This window comes from Alicyclobacillus dauci, assembly GCF_026651605.1.
Classification (GTDB): domain Bacteria; phylum Bacillota; class Bacilli; order Alicyclobacillales; family Alicyclobacillaceae; genus Alicyclobacillus; species Alicyclobacillus dauci.
In genome coordinates this window covers 43,095-59,456 of record NZ_CP104064.1, presented here as the reverse complement: position 1 = coordinate 59,456, position 16,362 = coordinate 43,095, and the positions used below count along the sequence as shown (strand labels likewise).

The window sequence follows — 16,362 nt, the reverse complement described above, 5'->3', positions numbered from 1 at the left end:
CTTCGCTATCGTCTAGTACGTCTAAATGTCCCCTTCGTACCGAATACATTTCAACAAGTCGGCAGAAGATGAAAACACGCTCGATGCCCCTGCTGCATATAACGCAGCTCCAAATGCTGCTTCCTCGTCACAGGTCGCAATCTCGAGGGTGGTTGAGAATTTTCTTTCCAGTAATGATTTAAGGTAATTGTTTTTACGAATACCATTCCCCGACCCCACAACGTGACGCACTTTACTGCGTAATTCCACAGGAAGGTCCTCGTAAAACGACACAAGTTCATCAACGACTCCGCTCAAGGTACCGACCATTAGATCGACCGGTGTGAAATTTTCTGGTGTAATGTTTTGTATCGCTCCACGTTTCTGGGGGTTATCCCTGGCTCCATAAAATTGAGTTGATACTTTTAACTGGTTATCCTTTTCATAAACGTTCTGAAGCACGGCGTTCATCTTGTCAAAAAGAGAACCTTGGAGGGAGGCATTGAACACATCAAGTACGCGACGAAAAAAACCTTCAATAAGTACATAGGCATTACCCCCATTTGGCGTTGCACCTACGAGGAGGTATCCCTCGCCCACCGCCGGACGTGTTTCCCAATGTGGAACAGTACACATCGTGTTGGTCATAACGGACAATTGGGCTCCTGTACCGATATTAATTAAAAGTGAATCTTGTTTGCTTCTCACGGCCCCGAGGTAGCTCGCCTGGTTGTCACCGATAGCGTTGAACACAGTAATCGTACCGCGGAACTTTCCTAGGGGTGTCCCCGAAGATGCTATCCGTGGTAAAAAATCGGACGTAATAAACAAGTTTCGAAGTGCAGCCGTATCAAAACAGCCTTCCTCAATATCGAAACTACCTAGACTGGAAGCAAGTGTTGGTTCGGTGATCGGTTCCGATGACCCTGCCAGATTCATCGCGACGTAATCGCCAATAGTACAGAACGAAACGGCCTCTGCTGGGACTAGGTGATTTATCAAATTATAAAAATGAGTAACCATCCCATATCCAGCGGAGATAGCATAGCCAGTCTGTTCTTGAAATGCGTCACAGTAACTTTGGGAACCCGAGAGAATCTTGTCGCCCCGAGCGTCTTGCCATGTATAGAGAGGACTGACGTGTTCCCCAGAACCGTTAATGTATAGGATACCGTGCATTTGACTAGAAATTCCGATCGCAGCAGTATCCGGATGTTCAGATAAGAGGGTATCTAGAACGGTTTCGATCGAGTTTAGGATCTCTGACGGATCCTGTAGATGGGCGAAGTCATCTGTGCACCGTACACCGGATCTATTTGCATGCGTAGTCCTTAGCACCACGTTACCTATTTCGGTGTCCAGTACAACCCCACAAATTGACGTTGTACCAATATCTAATCCAATCAGTTTCATATCGCACTACCTCCAGCAATACGTTCCTTGCTGCGTTTTACCAGTCTACTCACGGCTACTTGAGTCTGATACCTTTCTTATACAACAACATGAGCAGATTATATAAGTGCACCTACTGCTTTTGAAGATTGCACTGAATGTAGACGACATGTACCTGTAAGTATTTCTCTAAACCGTGTTTTCCGTCTCCCCCTCCAATCCTGGTTCTTTTCCATCCTGAATCAAAAACCTTAGATTGCAGAAAATATCTCGATTACATATCTCTCTGCGAAACATAATTCATCACATAGGCGCATCACGTTAGCCCACGCTCGGACTCATTAGATAAATCCAAATCCTATCCTGAAAATAATTGAGCGATGACCAGGGTAAAACGACATACTGAAATAAGCCCACCACAAGATGGGTTTTAAAAGGAACTCTGTGATGTCTGGAGATCATTTATGCAACAGGTTTTACGGTGACCTCCAACCCGAGTGATTGCAACTTCCGGATCGCCTGCTTTACGACTGCGTCTTTCTTGCGTGCTTCGTAATATGTTGGGCCGAGTTCAATATAAGGCTGACGTCGCTGTAACACGTAATACACGATGGTTAAGATGCTGTGGGCCACTGCAACTGCTGCACGGTTTTTGCCTCTTCGAGCTGCAATTCGATGGTACTGGGCAGAGAGATAAGTCTGCTTCGTTCTCGCCGCTGCGCGTGCTGCTTCCACCAGCGCTGCTCTGAGTTTTTGATTCCCTTTGCGTGTTTTCCCCGACTTTCGTTTCCCGGCGCTTTCATTGTTCCCTGGAGCCAGTCCTGCCCAAGAGCATAAATGGGCAGCAGACGGAAATTGGGTCATGTCTGTCCCAATTTCAGCCAGAATTTGTTCTGCTGTTCGTCGACCGACACCGGGGATGGTGTCCACTAGCTCCAGGTCTTCTTCAAAAGGGAGCATGCGCTCCTTGACTTCTTCATCCAGCCGGGCAATCTCTTCATCCAAGTAATCGATGTGACGTAATTGGGCTGCCAGCATCATTCGTTGGTGGGAGCCCATAAGCCCATTCAGTGCCTTGTGCAAATCGGCCTTCTTCGCCTTCATCCGGCCTTTGGCTAACCCTGACAATACCTCCGGGTCTTCTTCTCCGTGGATCATTGCTTCCAACATCGCCCGCCCAGATTTGCCAAGTGTATTGCTGGCCACTGCAGAAAGCTTGATGTTGGCACCTTCCAACACCTTTTGAACCCGATTCACCTCTCTTGCCCGCTCGTCAATGAGACTTCGGCGGTAGCGAATGAGTTCTCGTAGTTCCCGTTGTTCACGGTTGGGGATGTAACTGGCTTGCAACAGCCCGTGGCGGAGCAATCCGGCGATCCATTCGGCATCCTTCACATCGGTCTTACGGCCCGGAACGTTCTTCATGTGCTTGGCGTTCACCACAAGCACTTGACAGTCCGCCGACTCCAGAAGGTTGTAGATTGGCTTCCAGAATGAAGCTGTGCTTTCCATAGCAACATGCGTGCATTCATGTTGTCCTAACCAGTCAACCATCTCCAGGAGATCCTCCGTCATCGTGGAGAACGTGCGAATCTCCTTGGCCTCCGGCGTCAGCACACAGGCGACCACCGTCTTCTTGTGCACATCGAGGCCGCAACAACGTTCGTATACGACATCCATGCCAATCCTTCCTGATGGACTGGTAATATTGAAGGGCTGGTGCAACGACCATAACGGATCATTCTATCCTGCGTGCTTCTCCGAGGAGGAGAGCGACATTCTGTGGTGCACCTGGTCGTCGTAGTCAGTCTAATCAGCGGGCTCGAGGCACCAAGGAGTGACGACCTGCCTTCGCCAGCCACCAAAAAATCATTCAACACAAAGGCATTTTCATCCTTCTGCTGGTGCCGCCCCGGCGGCATGGGAGTCTAATTAGTTTTAATGTCAACACAATATTGTAATTATTCGTACTTATTATTCAGTAGGATGAAAGTGGTAGGATTCAATTACACTTTAGGGAATTCATACGGCTTTGGTGATGAAGACAAGCTATGAAGTAGAGAGTCAAAGACCGATGAGGAGAGCGCTTACGCTGGTTTATCCAACGGATTTCCCAGATATGAGGTAAATTGAAAATACTTCTTTTGAGTATATATCTCGCCGGGTTCCGAGCAGTAATCTACCACTCCGGAATATAATTAGTCCTTCTGAATTTATCTATTACTTCCTTTTAATCCTAATATCCAACCATATCCAAAGTATTGTTTCTGGAATTCAGCTAAGCAAGCACTCAGCTCTCGATCTGATGGACAGACGAACAGTGCTAGGGAAGGACTTCGCTAAACACAAACGTAATTTTATCGTGAGCAATGTGAAGATTGTCAAACAAGTCAACTGTATTTTGTAAAATCCATAGTAAGAATTCCACTGACGTTTGAGCGGGACGAGACAAGGTCACAATATAAAGCAAATCCACTTGGGCACTATTCCCGCACCCTCTTTGGTTCGTTTTTTTCATTCATCACTGAACATGTCCTAACTCCTTTTTGCTATCAGCGGTAATTTAGGAAATCTCCACGGGACATTACTGGCTATTCCCTGGCATTCCGTTTTAGGACTTGATTTCGCATATTTAAAGGGATTTCCACACTTTCGTTTCCCCCAGGTGACTGCTCATTCTTCACCTTTGATTTGCAAAATGATTTGCAGATTTACAGTGGTGTTGTTGTAGTCGGGGTTTTTCCGTGTTGCGAGGAATTAGATTGATATCCTATATCCAGGAATAACTGTTCAAACGTTCCGATCGATGGTCAGCTCAGTAGATTGTGCCAATTGAAATCAGTCGTATACTTCAAGTGCTGGTTGCTCCCGTGTCAGTTATGAGATTTGTTGCCATGGTGATTTCACCCCCTGTTCACACCATACTTTTAACTGTCCACAAAACCTCAAACCACTCTTTTGACGGGGCGCAAAATGGTATTAAAGTTGTTCTCAATTTGGCGTTCAGCATCTTCATACGTACAGTCCCAAAGTGAACTTAAGTGATTTAATACCTCAGCGACGTCCTGAGATTCAATAATCCTTCCGTCGACTTTAACAAACGGGCCATCAGTTTCTGTCAATAACCGATCCGACGGAATATGTTCGATGATTTTACGCCCATTCGAAGAACGAATCATTGCTGGATTAATAGAAAAGAAGTATCCGGCCGTTACTATCTCTTTCAGAACAGACAATGAACCGCTGTACCAGTGAAACACAGCCTGCTCTATTGAAAACTCCTTCAATAATTGTAGTACTGAACGTTCTGCCCTTCTGGAGTGCAATGAAATGTACCTTGGTCTGTCGTTTATGTGAGTTAACACAAAACGTAAACTGTCGACTTGCTTTTCCCTCGTAGCATTTCCTTCCGGAGAAAAGTCAAGACCTATCTCTCCAATGTACGAAGTACTTTTTGCCAGACGAACGAACCTTTTCAATTCACCGTCCGTATGCTGATTGGCGTGAAGTGGATGAACCCCCAGTGCTAGTCGGACATTTTTAAAGTTCTTCAAGTGTGGATACCCTAATTCAAAATGGCTGGGTAAATTCGTGACCGCAATAGTACGGATTCTCTCATTTTCGACTTTACGGGCTTGTGCCATGGGATCGCTGTACAAATCTATGTGGCAGTGCGCATCGATCACTTATTTCACATCCTTAAACAATGCCGGCCAACCGCTTAATCTCGGTAGTACCTTTATCTCGTATTAATCTCCTGACTTCTTCCATTGCCCGGAAAACAATTCCGGCGTACGCATCTAAATCGTCCAATTGTGATGAACTTGCCATCAACAGCAATTTTACTGACTCTAAATCATAATTATGTCCCAGAAATGCTATCACAGCCCTAAAGTCGTTCGCTGAGTCTTTGTTTCCTCTCAGGTCAAGCTCATCACTTAACACATCTGTCCCATAACATTCAGTATCGGCGCCAATCATGTGTAATGAAGCCCTTCTAAATATGCAGGGAACACACCTGCCGCAACCCTTAGCGTAGCGTCGAACCCAACTTGATTTGTGTCCACTCTTTCCGCAAGACACCGAATCGGGGATACCCTGCCGTAGTAGTACTTGGTTTTGACACTGTACAACGACCTCCCCTTTAGTCTTGAACCCTAAAGGGTTAATTATTGGGTTTAATACCCCGATATTATGAAGTAATCTCTGGACCATGCGGATATATCGTGGGTGAGTGGTCCGTGTGCTACAAGTTCCTCGTCGCGAGGGGGTAAGGGGTATGTTTATAGCAATTGTTCCGTTCTCGGGTATAATCAGTGGGACGTCGGGACGAATGCTGGCAGCAGCATAGACCCCTAGTGCGAGAAACAATATTGATCGACTCCGGAATGTCCTCTCTTTTCCGGCCGGGTGCTGGCCTACTCTAACTTGCAACGATTCAATTCTTTCTTGTGTTTCAGGACGACGCAAGTGCTGGAGTAGTTTGGTTTGATCCGACATTGGACCTTTTACGTGACCGTCATAATGTCCTACCAATAGAATGCCTTTATCCTGGTGAGTCTCTAGCCAATCAATAGCGCCAACAAACGAGTCTAATCCACCCGAAAATAAGCAAACCGAATCTGCTTGCACCCGGGGTACACTAAGGTCTTGAGCAGTCGGTCGAGGTCGATGTAATGTGTATTGATTGAGATAAAACTCGATATCCCAAACATCCCCTGTTAAAAAGGACATGCATTCTTCCAGATAAGCCTTTGAATCATTCCATTTGTCCAACTCATAAACGGGAATCCGGATTTTTATATCACGAGTCCAGTTATCCTTAGAATCGTTTCTCTTAATGAATTTGTCCGTGGCGTAAAATACAGCCGCTATAAATAAAAAGTCCAGAACCGTCTGGTTCGGAATTCCACACTTTTGATACAAAGTTTTGAAGTCCAGGTCTAACGCACAGAAAGCTCCTGTATGCGTGTTGTTCAAACGCACCTTTGCGAAGTCAAATTTCGTGTTCTCTCCAGGAATTATCGTCACTTCAATCATAGGTTTACCCTCCAAAAACTCCTAATGTTTTATCCATAATCTGTGCGCAAATTGTTTGCCCTTCTTGCCCATTCCAATCTACCTGCGCTACATCCCTATCCATGGTAAGGACGGTTATTTCGGATTTTATGTAATCTAATATGTCATCTAGGAATGCGTCCGCCTGAGCAATTCCTACCTTAGACGCCAGTCTTTCATAGAAAGACCGACAGAACTGTTGATACACGTAATACGCGAAAAACTTCTCTAATAGCCGAGTCAAGTTTTCGGAGTCTATGTAATATTCCAACACTTCTCCCACGCCATCAATTCCCTCTGCCTCATTAAACATTTCAGCCATCAATTGGGAGAGTGCATTCCTTGCATCTACTTGATCAATGATACTTGCGTCCTCTCCAATGTAATCGATAAGTGTCAGAATGATTTCTGAAGTAGGCAGGCCCCTTAAGTGTTCGAGCCCTGAACGTGTTATTGCTTCAGCAAAACCTACGTTATGAATTAAGGAAATAAATGCCCCTAAATTTCTGGCTACGGTTTGAGCACTGCGGGCACCTATTCCTCCACTATAGGCAATCGCATGAGCTCCCCCGTTAGCACGAATAAATTGTCCGACCAACTGTTTTGCATTAATGGGCCCTGGACGGCCCTCTTTCGCAAATGTCGTGACCTTTCGTTTTAAATCTGCCCACTGTGGTGTTTTCGGTGCATCGTATCCTTTAGATGTCCCCATGGGTCTACCCCCTTTTTTGGCTAGCTGATAATGCCCTCCCAATTCTGGTATCTGTCGATTTCAGCTGTGTCATAACTGATTCGAATCTCCCAACCAATTCCGGCTTTGTTTTTAGTAGAGCTATTAGGTCATTCCCGACAGCTGGTGGGATAGCATCTGGAGGAACTTCAGACAATGAGCGTCGTAGTATTTCAGCACTGGCTGCGATATCTCTTTCGATAAGGCCCCTTAAAGCATCGTACCCAACCTTTTGATCTGGTTTTCGCGCAATGTGTTTATTAATTAAATCGAGTAATATGGCAAGCTCTTCGGGGTTTAATTTTGGGACTTCCGAAAATGCCCGACTCATTCGCCCAGGGTTTGCAGAAATTAAATCTTCCAGCATCGTTCGGACCAAAGGCGGTACCATGGATAATCCAGATAATGTTGTACTAAGCTTATCTCTTGCCACCCAATAGTAATCTCTTAGATCAATTTCACCGAGTAATGGTTCCATTACGAGCCAACGACGCATGAAGGGAGTAAGCCACTGTGCATCGATGTTTTGAGGCTGTTCTTCTCTATCGGAACTTCCACCTGACTTTGCTAGATGACTTTCCAGAAGCTCAATTTGCTCAGCCCTCCCTTCTTGCTTGGACTGCCACTCGTATAGGTCCAAGAATTGTTTGGGGTGGCCGTATTCAAGTACCATTAATTTGACCAATACATCGTCCCGAATGCTGTTCAGCCTTGCTACTTTTGCAAGTTCCTTTCGCAGAAAAAAGGCATTTAGGAACCTTTTGACTTGTCGCGGATTACCCTTTAGCCCCTCAGTAATAAGAGGAGCGATATTTGAGCTGAGTGTTAAACTCTCACTCAGTGTGGTCGGGATTTGTGCCTCTCCAAGCGCTTCCTTTACAGCAGCATACCCAAATACACTGTAACGGTTGGCAGTCCTCTGGTTGTCACAGGCCTTGTATACTCTTTCCAGTAAAGCTTCATCATCAATGTCCCTAGAACAAAATAACAGCACCATATAGGTCTCAACTTCAGCAGGTGACAGTTTAGGTAGCCTATAAGGAACTTGGATTAATTTCTCAAGATAATCCGTGACTAGCCTTTCCTCAGCCTCTGAAGAGTTCTCATCCTTGAACTTCATCTGCGCATATCTGACTTCGATTGCATGCCGAACGATTCGTGGATCAGCACCTACAATAAATGCTGTTCTTTCTACATTCAAAAACAGCTTTATGGCCTCCAAATTCTCAATAATGCGTTCGTTCGAGCATCTGTCTAGGTCATCAATTAATACGACTAGGGATTCTATATTAGTGTCCTTGAGTAGTTTCTCAAAGTCACTACGGAACGTCCGAACATCCATGGCGCTTGCTTCACTTTTATCTTCTCTGATGAGCCCCTCCCAATCTGTTTCTGGATTTGCTGCTTTTTCAGATCCCTTATGTTCATCTTCGCCCTCCTTGTCTTGTGTAGGGACAAGCGTTTTCAACACATTTTTCCCCAAGTTAGCCAGACTAGGAACCAGACTAGCTCCTCCGGTAACGTATGCCGCCAGAGCAGGAAGACCAATTTCCTTGACTCCAAATTTTGCAACCCGCATCCAATTTACCGATTTCAAAAGATGGGCAACTCGCTCTTTGACCTTCGGTCCAAATCTCTTATGCTCACCCAATTGCAAAAGTATGGAACTGAGGAGCGCAGACTTGGCATCATCGTATCCTTCAAACAGCCAACCGTTGACATAAAGAACAGCTATTTTTTCGTATTTATCTCTTTCAGGTGACCCCTCAGAATAGTTGTCCGGATTCAAGTCATGCTCAAGCATTTTCATAATGCTTGTTTTTCCGCTACCCCAATCACCAAAAATGCCTAAAGTGACAGGCAAAAGGTTTGGATTAGTAATCACAGACCTAATCAAATCAGCGTGCACCCTAAAACCTAGCAAATCCTGAGAAGTTTCGTTGTCCGCCCACATATTTGCACCCACTCAAACGGAATATGACTATTGATAGACCCAACTAGTGAGTTTTCGACATCTTACCTATTTATTCCTTTCCTTTCTTAATATTTAGCGATTTGTGTACCTGTGCGCAAATTCCTGTGGAGTGTACCCTATACTAAACGCAGGCACCAAAACGGTTACCACAAAATGATGATGAGCATGTTACCTTAGCAAAATACTACTTTCGATGTATCAAAGAGCCATGCATGTGGGAACTACCGTCAAAAAGTGGACAGCACAAAATTAGCAGCCCCGAGTTTTCTCCTCAGGAACGCCCCCCTCCTCCCATCAGTTGTTTATATCATCAGACCATATCTAGTAGTCGAATGAGGTAGGTGTAGAGCTACAATCAAATTCTCACAAGAAATTGAGTTGCCTACTTGTTCATGGTCATAAGTTAACACTATTGACACCAAAATAGTGTCTCAGTAAAATCAAAGCACATTACGGTGTCATAAGTTATGTTCATAACAAGTGGCAGGGAGGTGTCAATTATGATTTATGGATATGCTCGAGTATCGACGAGGAAACAGCTGAAAGGTAACTCACTTGAGGATCAGATAAACGCGTTGAAGGCAGAGGCTTGTGATGAGATTATCCAAGAGCAATATACGGGGACTACAACGGAACGCCCGCAGTTCGACTTGTTGGTGAGTAAACTCCAGCCAGGCGATAAGGTTATCGTTACCAAGCTGGACCGCTTAGCCAGAAATGTAGTTGAAGGCATCGAGGTAGTTCGAAAGATGTTTGCATTGAATGTGAAGGTCCACGTTTTGAACATTGGACTGCTTGAGAACACTGCGATGGGGAACTTCTTTCTGACGACTTTACTTGCCGTTGCAGAACTTGAACGGAACATGATTATTGAACGAACCCAAGCGGGAAAGGAAATTGCACGCACGAAAAACGGCTTCAAGGACGGCAGACCAAACAAGTACACGAAGCACCAACTGGACCATGCGATTGAACTGCTGAAAGACCACTCATACAACGAAGTAGAGCGCATGACCACGATAAGCAAGTCCACGCTAATACGATACAAAAAAAGACAAGAGAAGAGACATGAATTGTAGGCTAAAATTAATTTAAGGTGCATATACACAAACCATTTACAGTAACCCATTCAACAGTTTTTAAAATGGCCGAGTATCGACGAACTCGATCGGAAATGTATTTTCAGTAAAACGAATGTTCACAAATTCATTTATGAACCATTGAAGTGATCTAAAACTGAATTTTTACGTTAGTTCTTATGGCTCCGTAAGAGCATACTTTTCCGGACAACAACGAGTTTTCTAGGAACAGAACCAAACTTTCTCATTAGAACTTAAATTAGTTTAGGCAGGTATAACCAAGTAACCAAATTTTGCGACAAAGTACATATCCATTTATATAATATTTTAAACCGGGTCGAGTTCTGCGCCTCAACCAAAACGTTGTGTGCTTTTCATGGAAGGGATCCTCTCCATAGAGTTGACTCGTTATCCATTTTTTTAAAAATGGGTATCCGGGTTTTTTGGTGAATAAATGCCTCCTTGCTCATCCAAATCTAAAACCTTTATTCCACCCACGCTACTCCATTCTTTTCCTTGCACGTAATTCGGGAAAATCTCATATCTGCCATTCTCGGTGTCATCCTCCCGGCTTCAGGTAACAAGAGGTAACAAGAGATTCAGACAACTAGATTTTGCATCCTGCCGATGACGTTAAGCACCAGGTTTGTATCTGCACTTGGGGAAGTTGCTACAACTCTTGAATGGCCCATATTTTCCATTACGTTGCACGATTTTTCCTCCGCATTTTGGGCAAATGCCATTCCTAGCGGTTTCCCGTTCATTGGATAGGGCGGACTTGATGTTTTTCGTGTGAATTTGCCGTTGCACACGATCCGCAATATGGACAGCTCGCAGTTTTTTAATGATTTGTTTTGCCTCCTCTGCGGACAAAACCACTTGGTTATACTGCCTAATGGTTGTCACAAGATTTCGGGTGTAGATCAAATGTGTTCCCGGCTTTACGTCCACCATCAATTCGGCATTTCCCGTAAAGGCGACGATAGGCACGACTTTGGAAGACAATGACTCTCCTAACAATTCTTTAATGGCTTGTGTATGACCGTAATTTTGCCGCAAAGGGTTTGAAAGGCGATCTTTTCGGCGGTAATTCACCTGTGTCCATTGGGCGTCTGCTTCTTTGCCTCTAATTTGCCCCGAGTAATTCTTCGTTTCAATAACGAATACGCCATACTGAGAAACCACCACATGATCAATCTGGCTGGTACCGCTCTTGGACTTGGCATTAGGGATGAGCAGATCATTTAGGACAATGTACTTGGTTTTATCCAGTTCACTGAGCCTGGAACGGACAATGCTTTCCCCGCGATGACCCAGTAATTTGGGCATGAATGACTTCAATATCAGCAACGCAACGAGAAGCGGAATACTGATATAGAGAATAGGCGGAAAATGTATCTGCAACTTAATACCTCATTTCGTTTTTACTTGGAATACTACCAATCGTTCTTTCGAATCCGGTCGTCCATCAATATCGCAAAAAGATAGGATGGTGCTTGTAGGTTTTGCAATGGCATCGTGTTTTCAAGAGGAACATATTCAAGGGCATGTTCAAATGTTTTTTTCGATACATGTCGCTTAGTTCTGCTCAAGTCAATGAGATTGCCTCGAACGTGGTATGTAAATTCTCCGCCCCGAACCTGCCGAAACACTTGACCATCGCAGTTCTTAATCCGCTCCCACACAACTTCGATCATAGCAAATACCCCTTTCTATTGGCTTATCTGCATGGTAGAGCTACGTTTCCATTGACAGCTTGCATATCGAAAAACTTAATGCTGAATTTGTTGTTGTAAACCACCTTAAAGCAATTCAAACCACATATCTTGAGCCCTTGGCTGTTTCGGCTTTAGTTTGCTTGGGGTACATACACTTAAAGACACCTATTCCAGATTCATTTAAAGAACGTGTAAATGGTACATCGCTACAGTGATGGGGGTTTGAAAAGCCATATTAAACAAGCCTCCTCTAGAATCTAAGGTCCTAAGCCTAGAAAGGTGAAAGCGTAGCCATGTAGTACAAGCACACCTCATTCATCGCGCGCCCATCTCTCTTTTTGACCTCGTCGATAAGCACGACTCCAGTCCTTGCTTCCATTTAATCGCTGCCTTGAACCAAATTTATGAGCATCCTTTTTAGCATAATCATTAGGTGTTCCAGCACCAGCTAATAAATCATCAAAATAGGATAGGTGCTCTGAAATTGCATTTGGGGTTCGGTGCCGGAGCAATGGGTTTGCACGATGTAGCCTTTCCGCGTAACTCTTTGTTATACCATTAACAATCTTGTCACTCCGCCCGTCTATCGCCTGTCTATATTCATCAATGCTCTGCTCGATGATATCGTTTTCATCAGTAGTCCAAAGTTTTCGTTCCATTTGACCCGCTCACCCCATAAAAATTTAACAATGTTCCACCAAACTGAAGTCGCGAAAGTGATGATGATATTCTAAAAGAGCTGATTCAACGTTTTCGAACTCAAACCATCCACCGTCATGTTTAAAACGATGGACCCCCTTAAACTTTGTTTCAGTAACTTTCGCGACATAAACACAATGTCGGGCGTGAACCGTAAAATTCTTTGTCGGTTTATCTATGTTTACCCAGACCATCACTAGCCCCACCCCTATTTATTGATTGGGCACCTCATACAAGCCGCACACTCTCATTCACTTTCATCCAACCCGAAATGTTCCAATACCTTTTCAATGGTATACTGGTTAGTCAATTTGTACGCACTATTCTGGTTAGCACGTAATCCCTTGATCCAAAATGATTCTTCTTTTCTAACTGTTTTGATCCAATCAACCGTAACAACGTATTCGCAGCTTTCAAGGTCGTCAATGTCATGGACCATATTAGGCGCTTTGAGTTTGCAGTCAACCAGTTTACGCTTCTGCCCTTCGAACAAAATTTCAGCATCCCTTAGTGGAACTGATTTTTGTGTTACTCTACCGATCGCAACATATCCGTGCTTAGGAATCATACAAAAAACCCTGGCACCAACAAATAAACTTTTCAACGTTCGGCTGTACCAATTTCCATTACCCGCAGACACAAAACCAAACCTGACCGCATCTTCCCAATTCCGGTACTCTGAATCATCAAAATTAACGACGAAGTCTTGGCCATTCCACTTCTCCCGTTTGCTTTCCTTGCTTGGGTTCGTTGACCTTTCTTCAACAATAGTAGGGTCGATTAACCAACTACGCGTTATGAATTCTTGTTGGTCTTGCTTAAAGTACCGAAAAAATACTGCGTTTATAGGTACGTCGTAGTTAGAGGAGAGATAGTTTATGATTCTCTCTGTTTCAAGGTCCAACTCAGAGCTAACAATAATGATTTGATGTGCCACATTTATTTCCTCGGGAACGCCTATACCGAACTTTTCAATAAAAACTTCTTCAAATGGCCGGTCGCTATTTTCGTCGAAGATATTAAGTAGCTGTTGATATGATACGGTCTGTACCCATGATGCGTAATCCAGTGCTTGAGCAACAACTTCTCGTGGGGTTTTGGATTTTGCCTCCTCGCTGTTTTAGGTGGGTAAAGCGAAGGACAACTTGCCTAGCAACAGGTAAATCATAGAGATATAGTTCTCGACGTTGCGATAACCCTTCGCTCTTCGTTTCATGGCTTGGATGAGACTGTTCATACTTTCAATCAGGGCATTATTCACTCTGCTATCAAACCAAGACAGTATGCCAGTTTGGTGGCGGCGAATGGTTTTAGCGGCGTCAATCATTGGTTTGAGCCGCGAATGCGTGGCCCAGAAGTACCACTTGTCCAGAAACGGCTTGGCAAGGGACTTTGGCTGTATCCAAAGCTCTTTGAATGTCAGCATCATCTGGTATGCCTTTGCCGTCTTGAGATTTAAGTGCCGAAGCTCCTGTAATCGCTCTTTTTGCTTGCTTGTCAAATTGTGCTCATTCTTCAGCCAAATGTACCTGGATTGTTTGAGCATGGGCTGTGTGCGTTGTTCTTCACGGCGTACTTTGTCCACCGCTTCACCGATTACTTTCGTAACATGGAACTTGTCAAATGTGAGTGAAGCGTCAGGAAAGTATTTGTGAACACCAGCAATAAATGCTGGAGACATGTCGGAGCAGACAGTTTCGATTTCATCTGGGTCGCCGCCATGTCGCGTGAAATCATCGACGAATCGCGTAAGGGTACTCATGTCTTTGCCATGCGTGACGAAGATTACCCGTCTTTGCTCTGTATCTGCAACAACGGTCACGTAGTGATGACCGCGAGCTGTAGAGGTTTCGTCAACCGCAATGTGGTGAACATCTGAGAAGTCTTGTGATTCGCGAGCCTGATTCACATAGTGGCGAACGATACGCCAGATACGGGTATCATGTTCCCCGACTAGACGTGCAACTGCCAGAACGGGCATCTCGCGAACCAGTTGAAGGATGAATGCCTCGAAGCCGTATGAGAAATGCCCGCGTTTGCGTGCCCAGGGCACTTCGATGGTCCGTACACCCCCTTGTCCTTCGAGCAATCATGGCACCAGATTCGAGGCACTTTGGCGTGAATGTATGTGTCGTGCTCAAAGTGATTGAGGTGCCTCCATGAGCGAGTGTCGCGGTCGTAGATGTCCGTGTTCTGACTGCCGCAATTTGGGCATGGGAACTTGGTTCCATCTTTGTAGTCGACCGTGATGTCAAGACGTTTATTCTCTTTGCTGAATTCAACCGAAGTAACATGCCAGGGAGATTGAACGCCAATAGAGTGATTGAACAAGTCAAGAACGGGATCGGACATTTGGATAACCTCCTGTTACGTCAAGAGAGCGTGGAATACCGACCAAAGGGAGGATATGCCGCGAAAGCTCTTGACGGATGCCCAACTTGGCATCCTACAAGTCATGTCAAGCCGACAACAAGGAGGCATTGACCCTAACTCTGGTTTGCCAATGGGTTTTTATACCTCCATGATTGACTTGTTCAACCCATCTCAACCAGCGAAGAGCCTTAAAATTGCTGAATTGAAAAACAAGTTGGTTAATACATTTGCTGATCTACCTAGAACGTCAATGTCAAACAGTAGTAATTTCAAAGCAATTGTCTCTGGAGACTCTATTAACGCAGAGCGGAAGTTCAAAGAACCATTTGACTTTCGACCGTTTGCGAAACTCGTTTTTAGTACCAACGAGTTCCCGAGAAATGCGGATATAACAGACGGTTTCTTTAGACGGTGGTTAATCATTCCCTTTGAGAAGAAATTCACACCAGACAAGGCAGATGTGAAGCTCATCGACCGATTAACCACACCGTCTGCGCTATCCACACTGCTCAATTATGCACTAGAGGGTCTAAGACGGTTAGAGACAAATGGAAAGTTCACTGAATGTGAGACGATAACAAATGCAGTTAAGAAGTACCGAGACGCATATGACACTGTTAAAGTCTTTATCGACGAATGTTGTGCAATAGGCGAACAACTGTCTTGTCTCAAAGATGACCTCTACGCTCAGTATCAAGTGTGGAGTCAAAAGTCGGGGTTGAAGCCCTATGGGAAAATCAAGTTTAACGAACGGATAGCCAAGCAGTATCAGGATACTCGTATCAAAGGAGAGTCCAACTGGCGATGGGTAGGTATCAACCTAAAACAGGCGTAAATTTAATTCATGTTCATGAATGGTACACGGGATTTTAACAACTCGTGTACCACTTTTATGTTGTAAAAGTACGGGATATGTAATCCTGGTACACGAGTTCATGAGTTGTTTTCAATTAATGGAGATGGGAAGAAGTAGGTAATGGTGAATACAAAAGCCAAGAGTGCTAACAACTCGTGAACTTGTGTACCTACCTGTCTTTTAATGCGGTCTTGAGCGCAAGAGGTAATGTGTACTATGCCGAGGCACTTGCACAGGCTTCGCCTGCGCTCAGCCCACCTTCGGTGGTCTGCCTTGACCGCCTGCGGCGGTGGGCATTGACGTGAAGGATTCAGTCTCCTAATCCCCGATTTCATTAGACGTGAATGCCCGCAGCCACACGAAGTGCGGGTGCAAACAAAACTATGTAAGAGAGCGCTCTCTTTGGCTACTTGTGAAAAGCACACCTATGTATTTTTTTACTAATTGTTGCGGTTGTACTAAAGAGAATAAATTCTGGGGATGTTGTTCCTAATGCGATGGAC

General features: G+C 44.7%; 12 protein-coding genes and 1 pseudogene. 2 read left to right on the top strand and 11 right to left on the bottom strand.

The features are described 5' to 3' along the window. Positions 1-21 precede the first annotated feature (21 nt). The 6 genes from NZD86_RS00255 to NZD86_RS00230 all read right to left on the bottom strand — a co-directional run bounded on the left by NZD86_RS00255 (position 22) and on the right by NZD86_RS00230 (position 9,125). Positions 22-1,392: a sedoheptulokinase gene (locus NZD86_RS00255; protein WP_268044484.1), complete on the bottom strand. Its 1,371-nt coding sequence runs from the start codon at positions 1,390-1,392 to the stop codon at positions 22-24. Positions 1,393-1,833: 441 nt separating this feature from the next. Continuing rightward, positions 1,834-3,051 carry an IS110 family RNA-guided transposase gene (locus NZD86_RS00250; RefSeq protein ID WP_268042741.1) on the bottom strand — a complete coding sequence of 406 codons (1,218 nt, stop codon included), beginning with the start codon at positions 3,049-3,051 and terminating at the stop codon, positions 1,834-1,836. A gap of 1,265 nt (positions 3,052-4,316) precedes the next feature. Next, positions 4,317-5,057 carry a Qat anti-phage system TatD family nuclease QatD gene (gene qatD / locus NZD86_RS00245; protein ID WP_268044483.1) on the bottom strand — a complete coding sequence of 247 codons (741 nt, stop codon included), beginning with the start codon at positions 5,055-5,057 and terminating at the stop codon, positions 4,317-4,319. Between the two features lie 13 nt (positions 5,058-5,070). After that, positions 5,071-6,411, bottom strand: a complete 1,341-nt coding sequence (gene qatC, locus NZD86_RS00240; RefSeq protein WP_268044482.1) for a Qat anti-phage system QueC-like protein QatC — start codon at positions 6,409-6,411, stop codon at positions 5,071-5,073. 4 nt (positions 6,412-6,415) lie between these two features. Further along, a complete protein-coding gene (locus tag NZD86_RS00235; RefSeq protein ID WP_268044481.1) occupies positions 6,416-7,141 on the bottom strand; it encodes a hypothetical protein in 726 nt (241 codons plus the stop codon). Positions 7,142-7,145: 4 nt separating this feature from the next. Beyond that, on the bottom strand, positions 7,146-9,125 hold the full coding sequence (locus tag NZD86_RS00230; protein WP_268044480.1) for a KAP family P-loop NTPase fold protein: 1,980 nt from the start codon (positions 9,123-9,125) through the stop codon (positions 7,146-7,148). 509 nt (positions 9,126-9,634) lie between these two features. On the opposite strand from NZD86_RS00230, the gene NZD86_RS00225 reads away from it, so the two are divergent. Continuing rightward, complete coding sequence (locus tag NZD86_RS00225) at positions 9,635-10,213, top strand: recombinase family protein (protein WP_268044479.1); 579 nt, start codon at positions 9,635-9,637, stop codon at positions 10,211-10,213. Positions 10,214-10,846: 633 nt separating this feature from the next. Here NZD86_RS00225 and NZD86_RS00220 read toward each other — a convergent pair. The 5 genes and pseudogenes from NZD86_RS00220 to NZD86_RS00200 all read right to left on the bottom strand — a co-directional run bounded on the left by NZD86_RS00220 (position 10,847) and on the right by NZD86_RS00200 (position 14,982). Beyond that, positions 10,847-11,617, bottom strand: a complete 771-nt coding sequence (locus NZD86_RS00220) for an NERD domain-containing protein (RefSeq protein ID WP_268044478.1) — start codon at positions 11,615-11,617, stop codon at positions 10,847-10,849. Positions 11,618-11,649: 32 nt separating this feature from the next. Then, positions 11,650-11,910 (bottom strand): hypothetical protein, encoded by a 261-nt coding sequence (locus NZD86_RS00215; protein WP_268044477.1) that lies wholly within the window; start codon positions 11,908-11,910, stop codon positions 11,650-11,652. Between the two features lie 332 nt (positions 11,911-12,242). Next, the gene (locus tag NZD86_RS00210; protein WP_268044476.1) at positions 12,243-12,590 is read right to left on the bottom strand and encodes a hypothetical protein; all 348 of its coding nucleotides are present in this window, start codon (positions 12,588-12,590) and stop codon (positions 12,243-12,245) included. A 287-nt stretch (positions 12,591-12,877) separates the two neighbouring features. Then, on the bottom strand, positions 12,878-13,567 hold the full coding sequence (locus NZD86_RS00205; protein WP_268044475.1) for a hypothetical protein: 690 nt from the start codon (positions 13,565-13,567) through the stop codon (positions 12,878-12,880). A 183-nt stretch (positions 13,568-13,750) separates the two neighbouring features. After that, positions 13,751-14,982: pseudogene (locus tag NZD86_RS00200) on the bottom strand (ISL3 family transposase). A gap of 55 nt (positions 14,983-15,037) precedes the next feature. Between NZD86_RS00200 and NZD86_RS00195 the strand changes: the two are divergent. Next, positions 15,038-15,838 carry a DNA primase family protein gene (locus NZD86_RS00195; protein ID WP_268044474.1) on the top strand — a complete coding sequence of 267 codons (801 nt, stop codon included), beginning with the start codon at positions 15,038-15,040 and terminating at the stop codon, positions 15,836-15,838. The last annotated feature ends 524 nt before the right edge of the window (positions 15,839-16,362 follow it).

What these genes read in the sequence shown, in the direction of transcription:
- NZD86_RS00255 (WP_268044484.1), bottom strand. Translation starts at nt 1,392, where the DNA reads ATGAAACTGATTGGATTAGATATTGGTACAACGTCAATTTGTGGGGTT.
- NZD86_RS00250 (WP_268042741.1), bottom strand. Translation starts at nt 3,051, where the DNA reads ATGGATGTCGTATACGAACGTTGTTGCGGCCTCGATGTGCACAAGAAG.
- qatC (WP_268044482.1), bottom strand. Translation starts at nt 6,411, where the DNA reads ATGATTGAAGTGACGATAATTCCTGGAGAGAACACGAAATTTGACTTC.
- NZD86_RS00235 (WP_268044481.1), bottom strand. Translation starts at nt 7,141, where the DNA reads ATGGGGACATCTAAAGGATACGATGCACCGAAAACACCACAGTGGGCA.
- NZD86_RS00225 (WP_268044479.1), top strand. Translation starts at nt 9,635, where the DNA reads ATGATTTATGGATATGCTCGAGTATCGACGAGGAAACAGCTGAAAGGT.
- NZD86_RS00215 (WP_268044477.1), bottom strand. Translation starts at nt 11,910, where the DNA reads ATGATCGAAGTTGTGTGGGAGCGGATTAAGAACTGCGATGGTCAAGTG.
- NZD86_RS00210 (WP_268044476.1), bottom strand. Translation starts at nt 12,590, where the DNA reads ATGGAACGAAAACTTTGGACTACTGATGAAAACGATATCATCGAGCAG.
- NZD86_RS00195 (WP_268044474.1), top strand. Translation starts at nt 15,038, where the DNA reads ATGCCGCGAAAGCTCTTGACGGATGCCCAACTTGGCATCCTACAAGTC.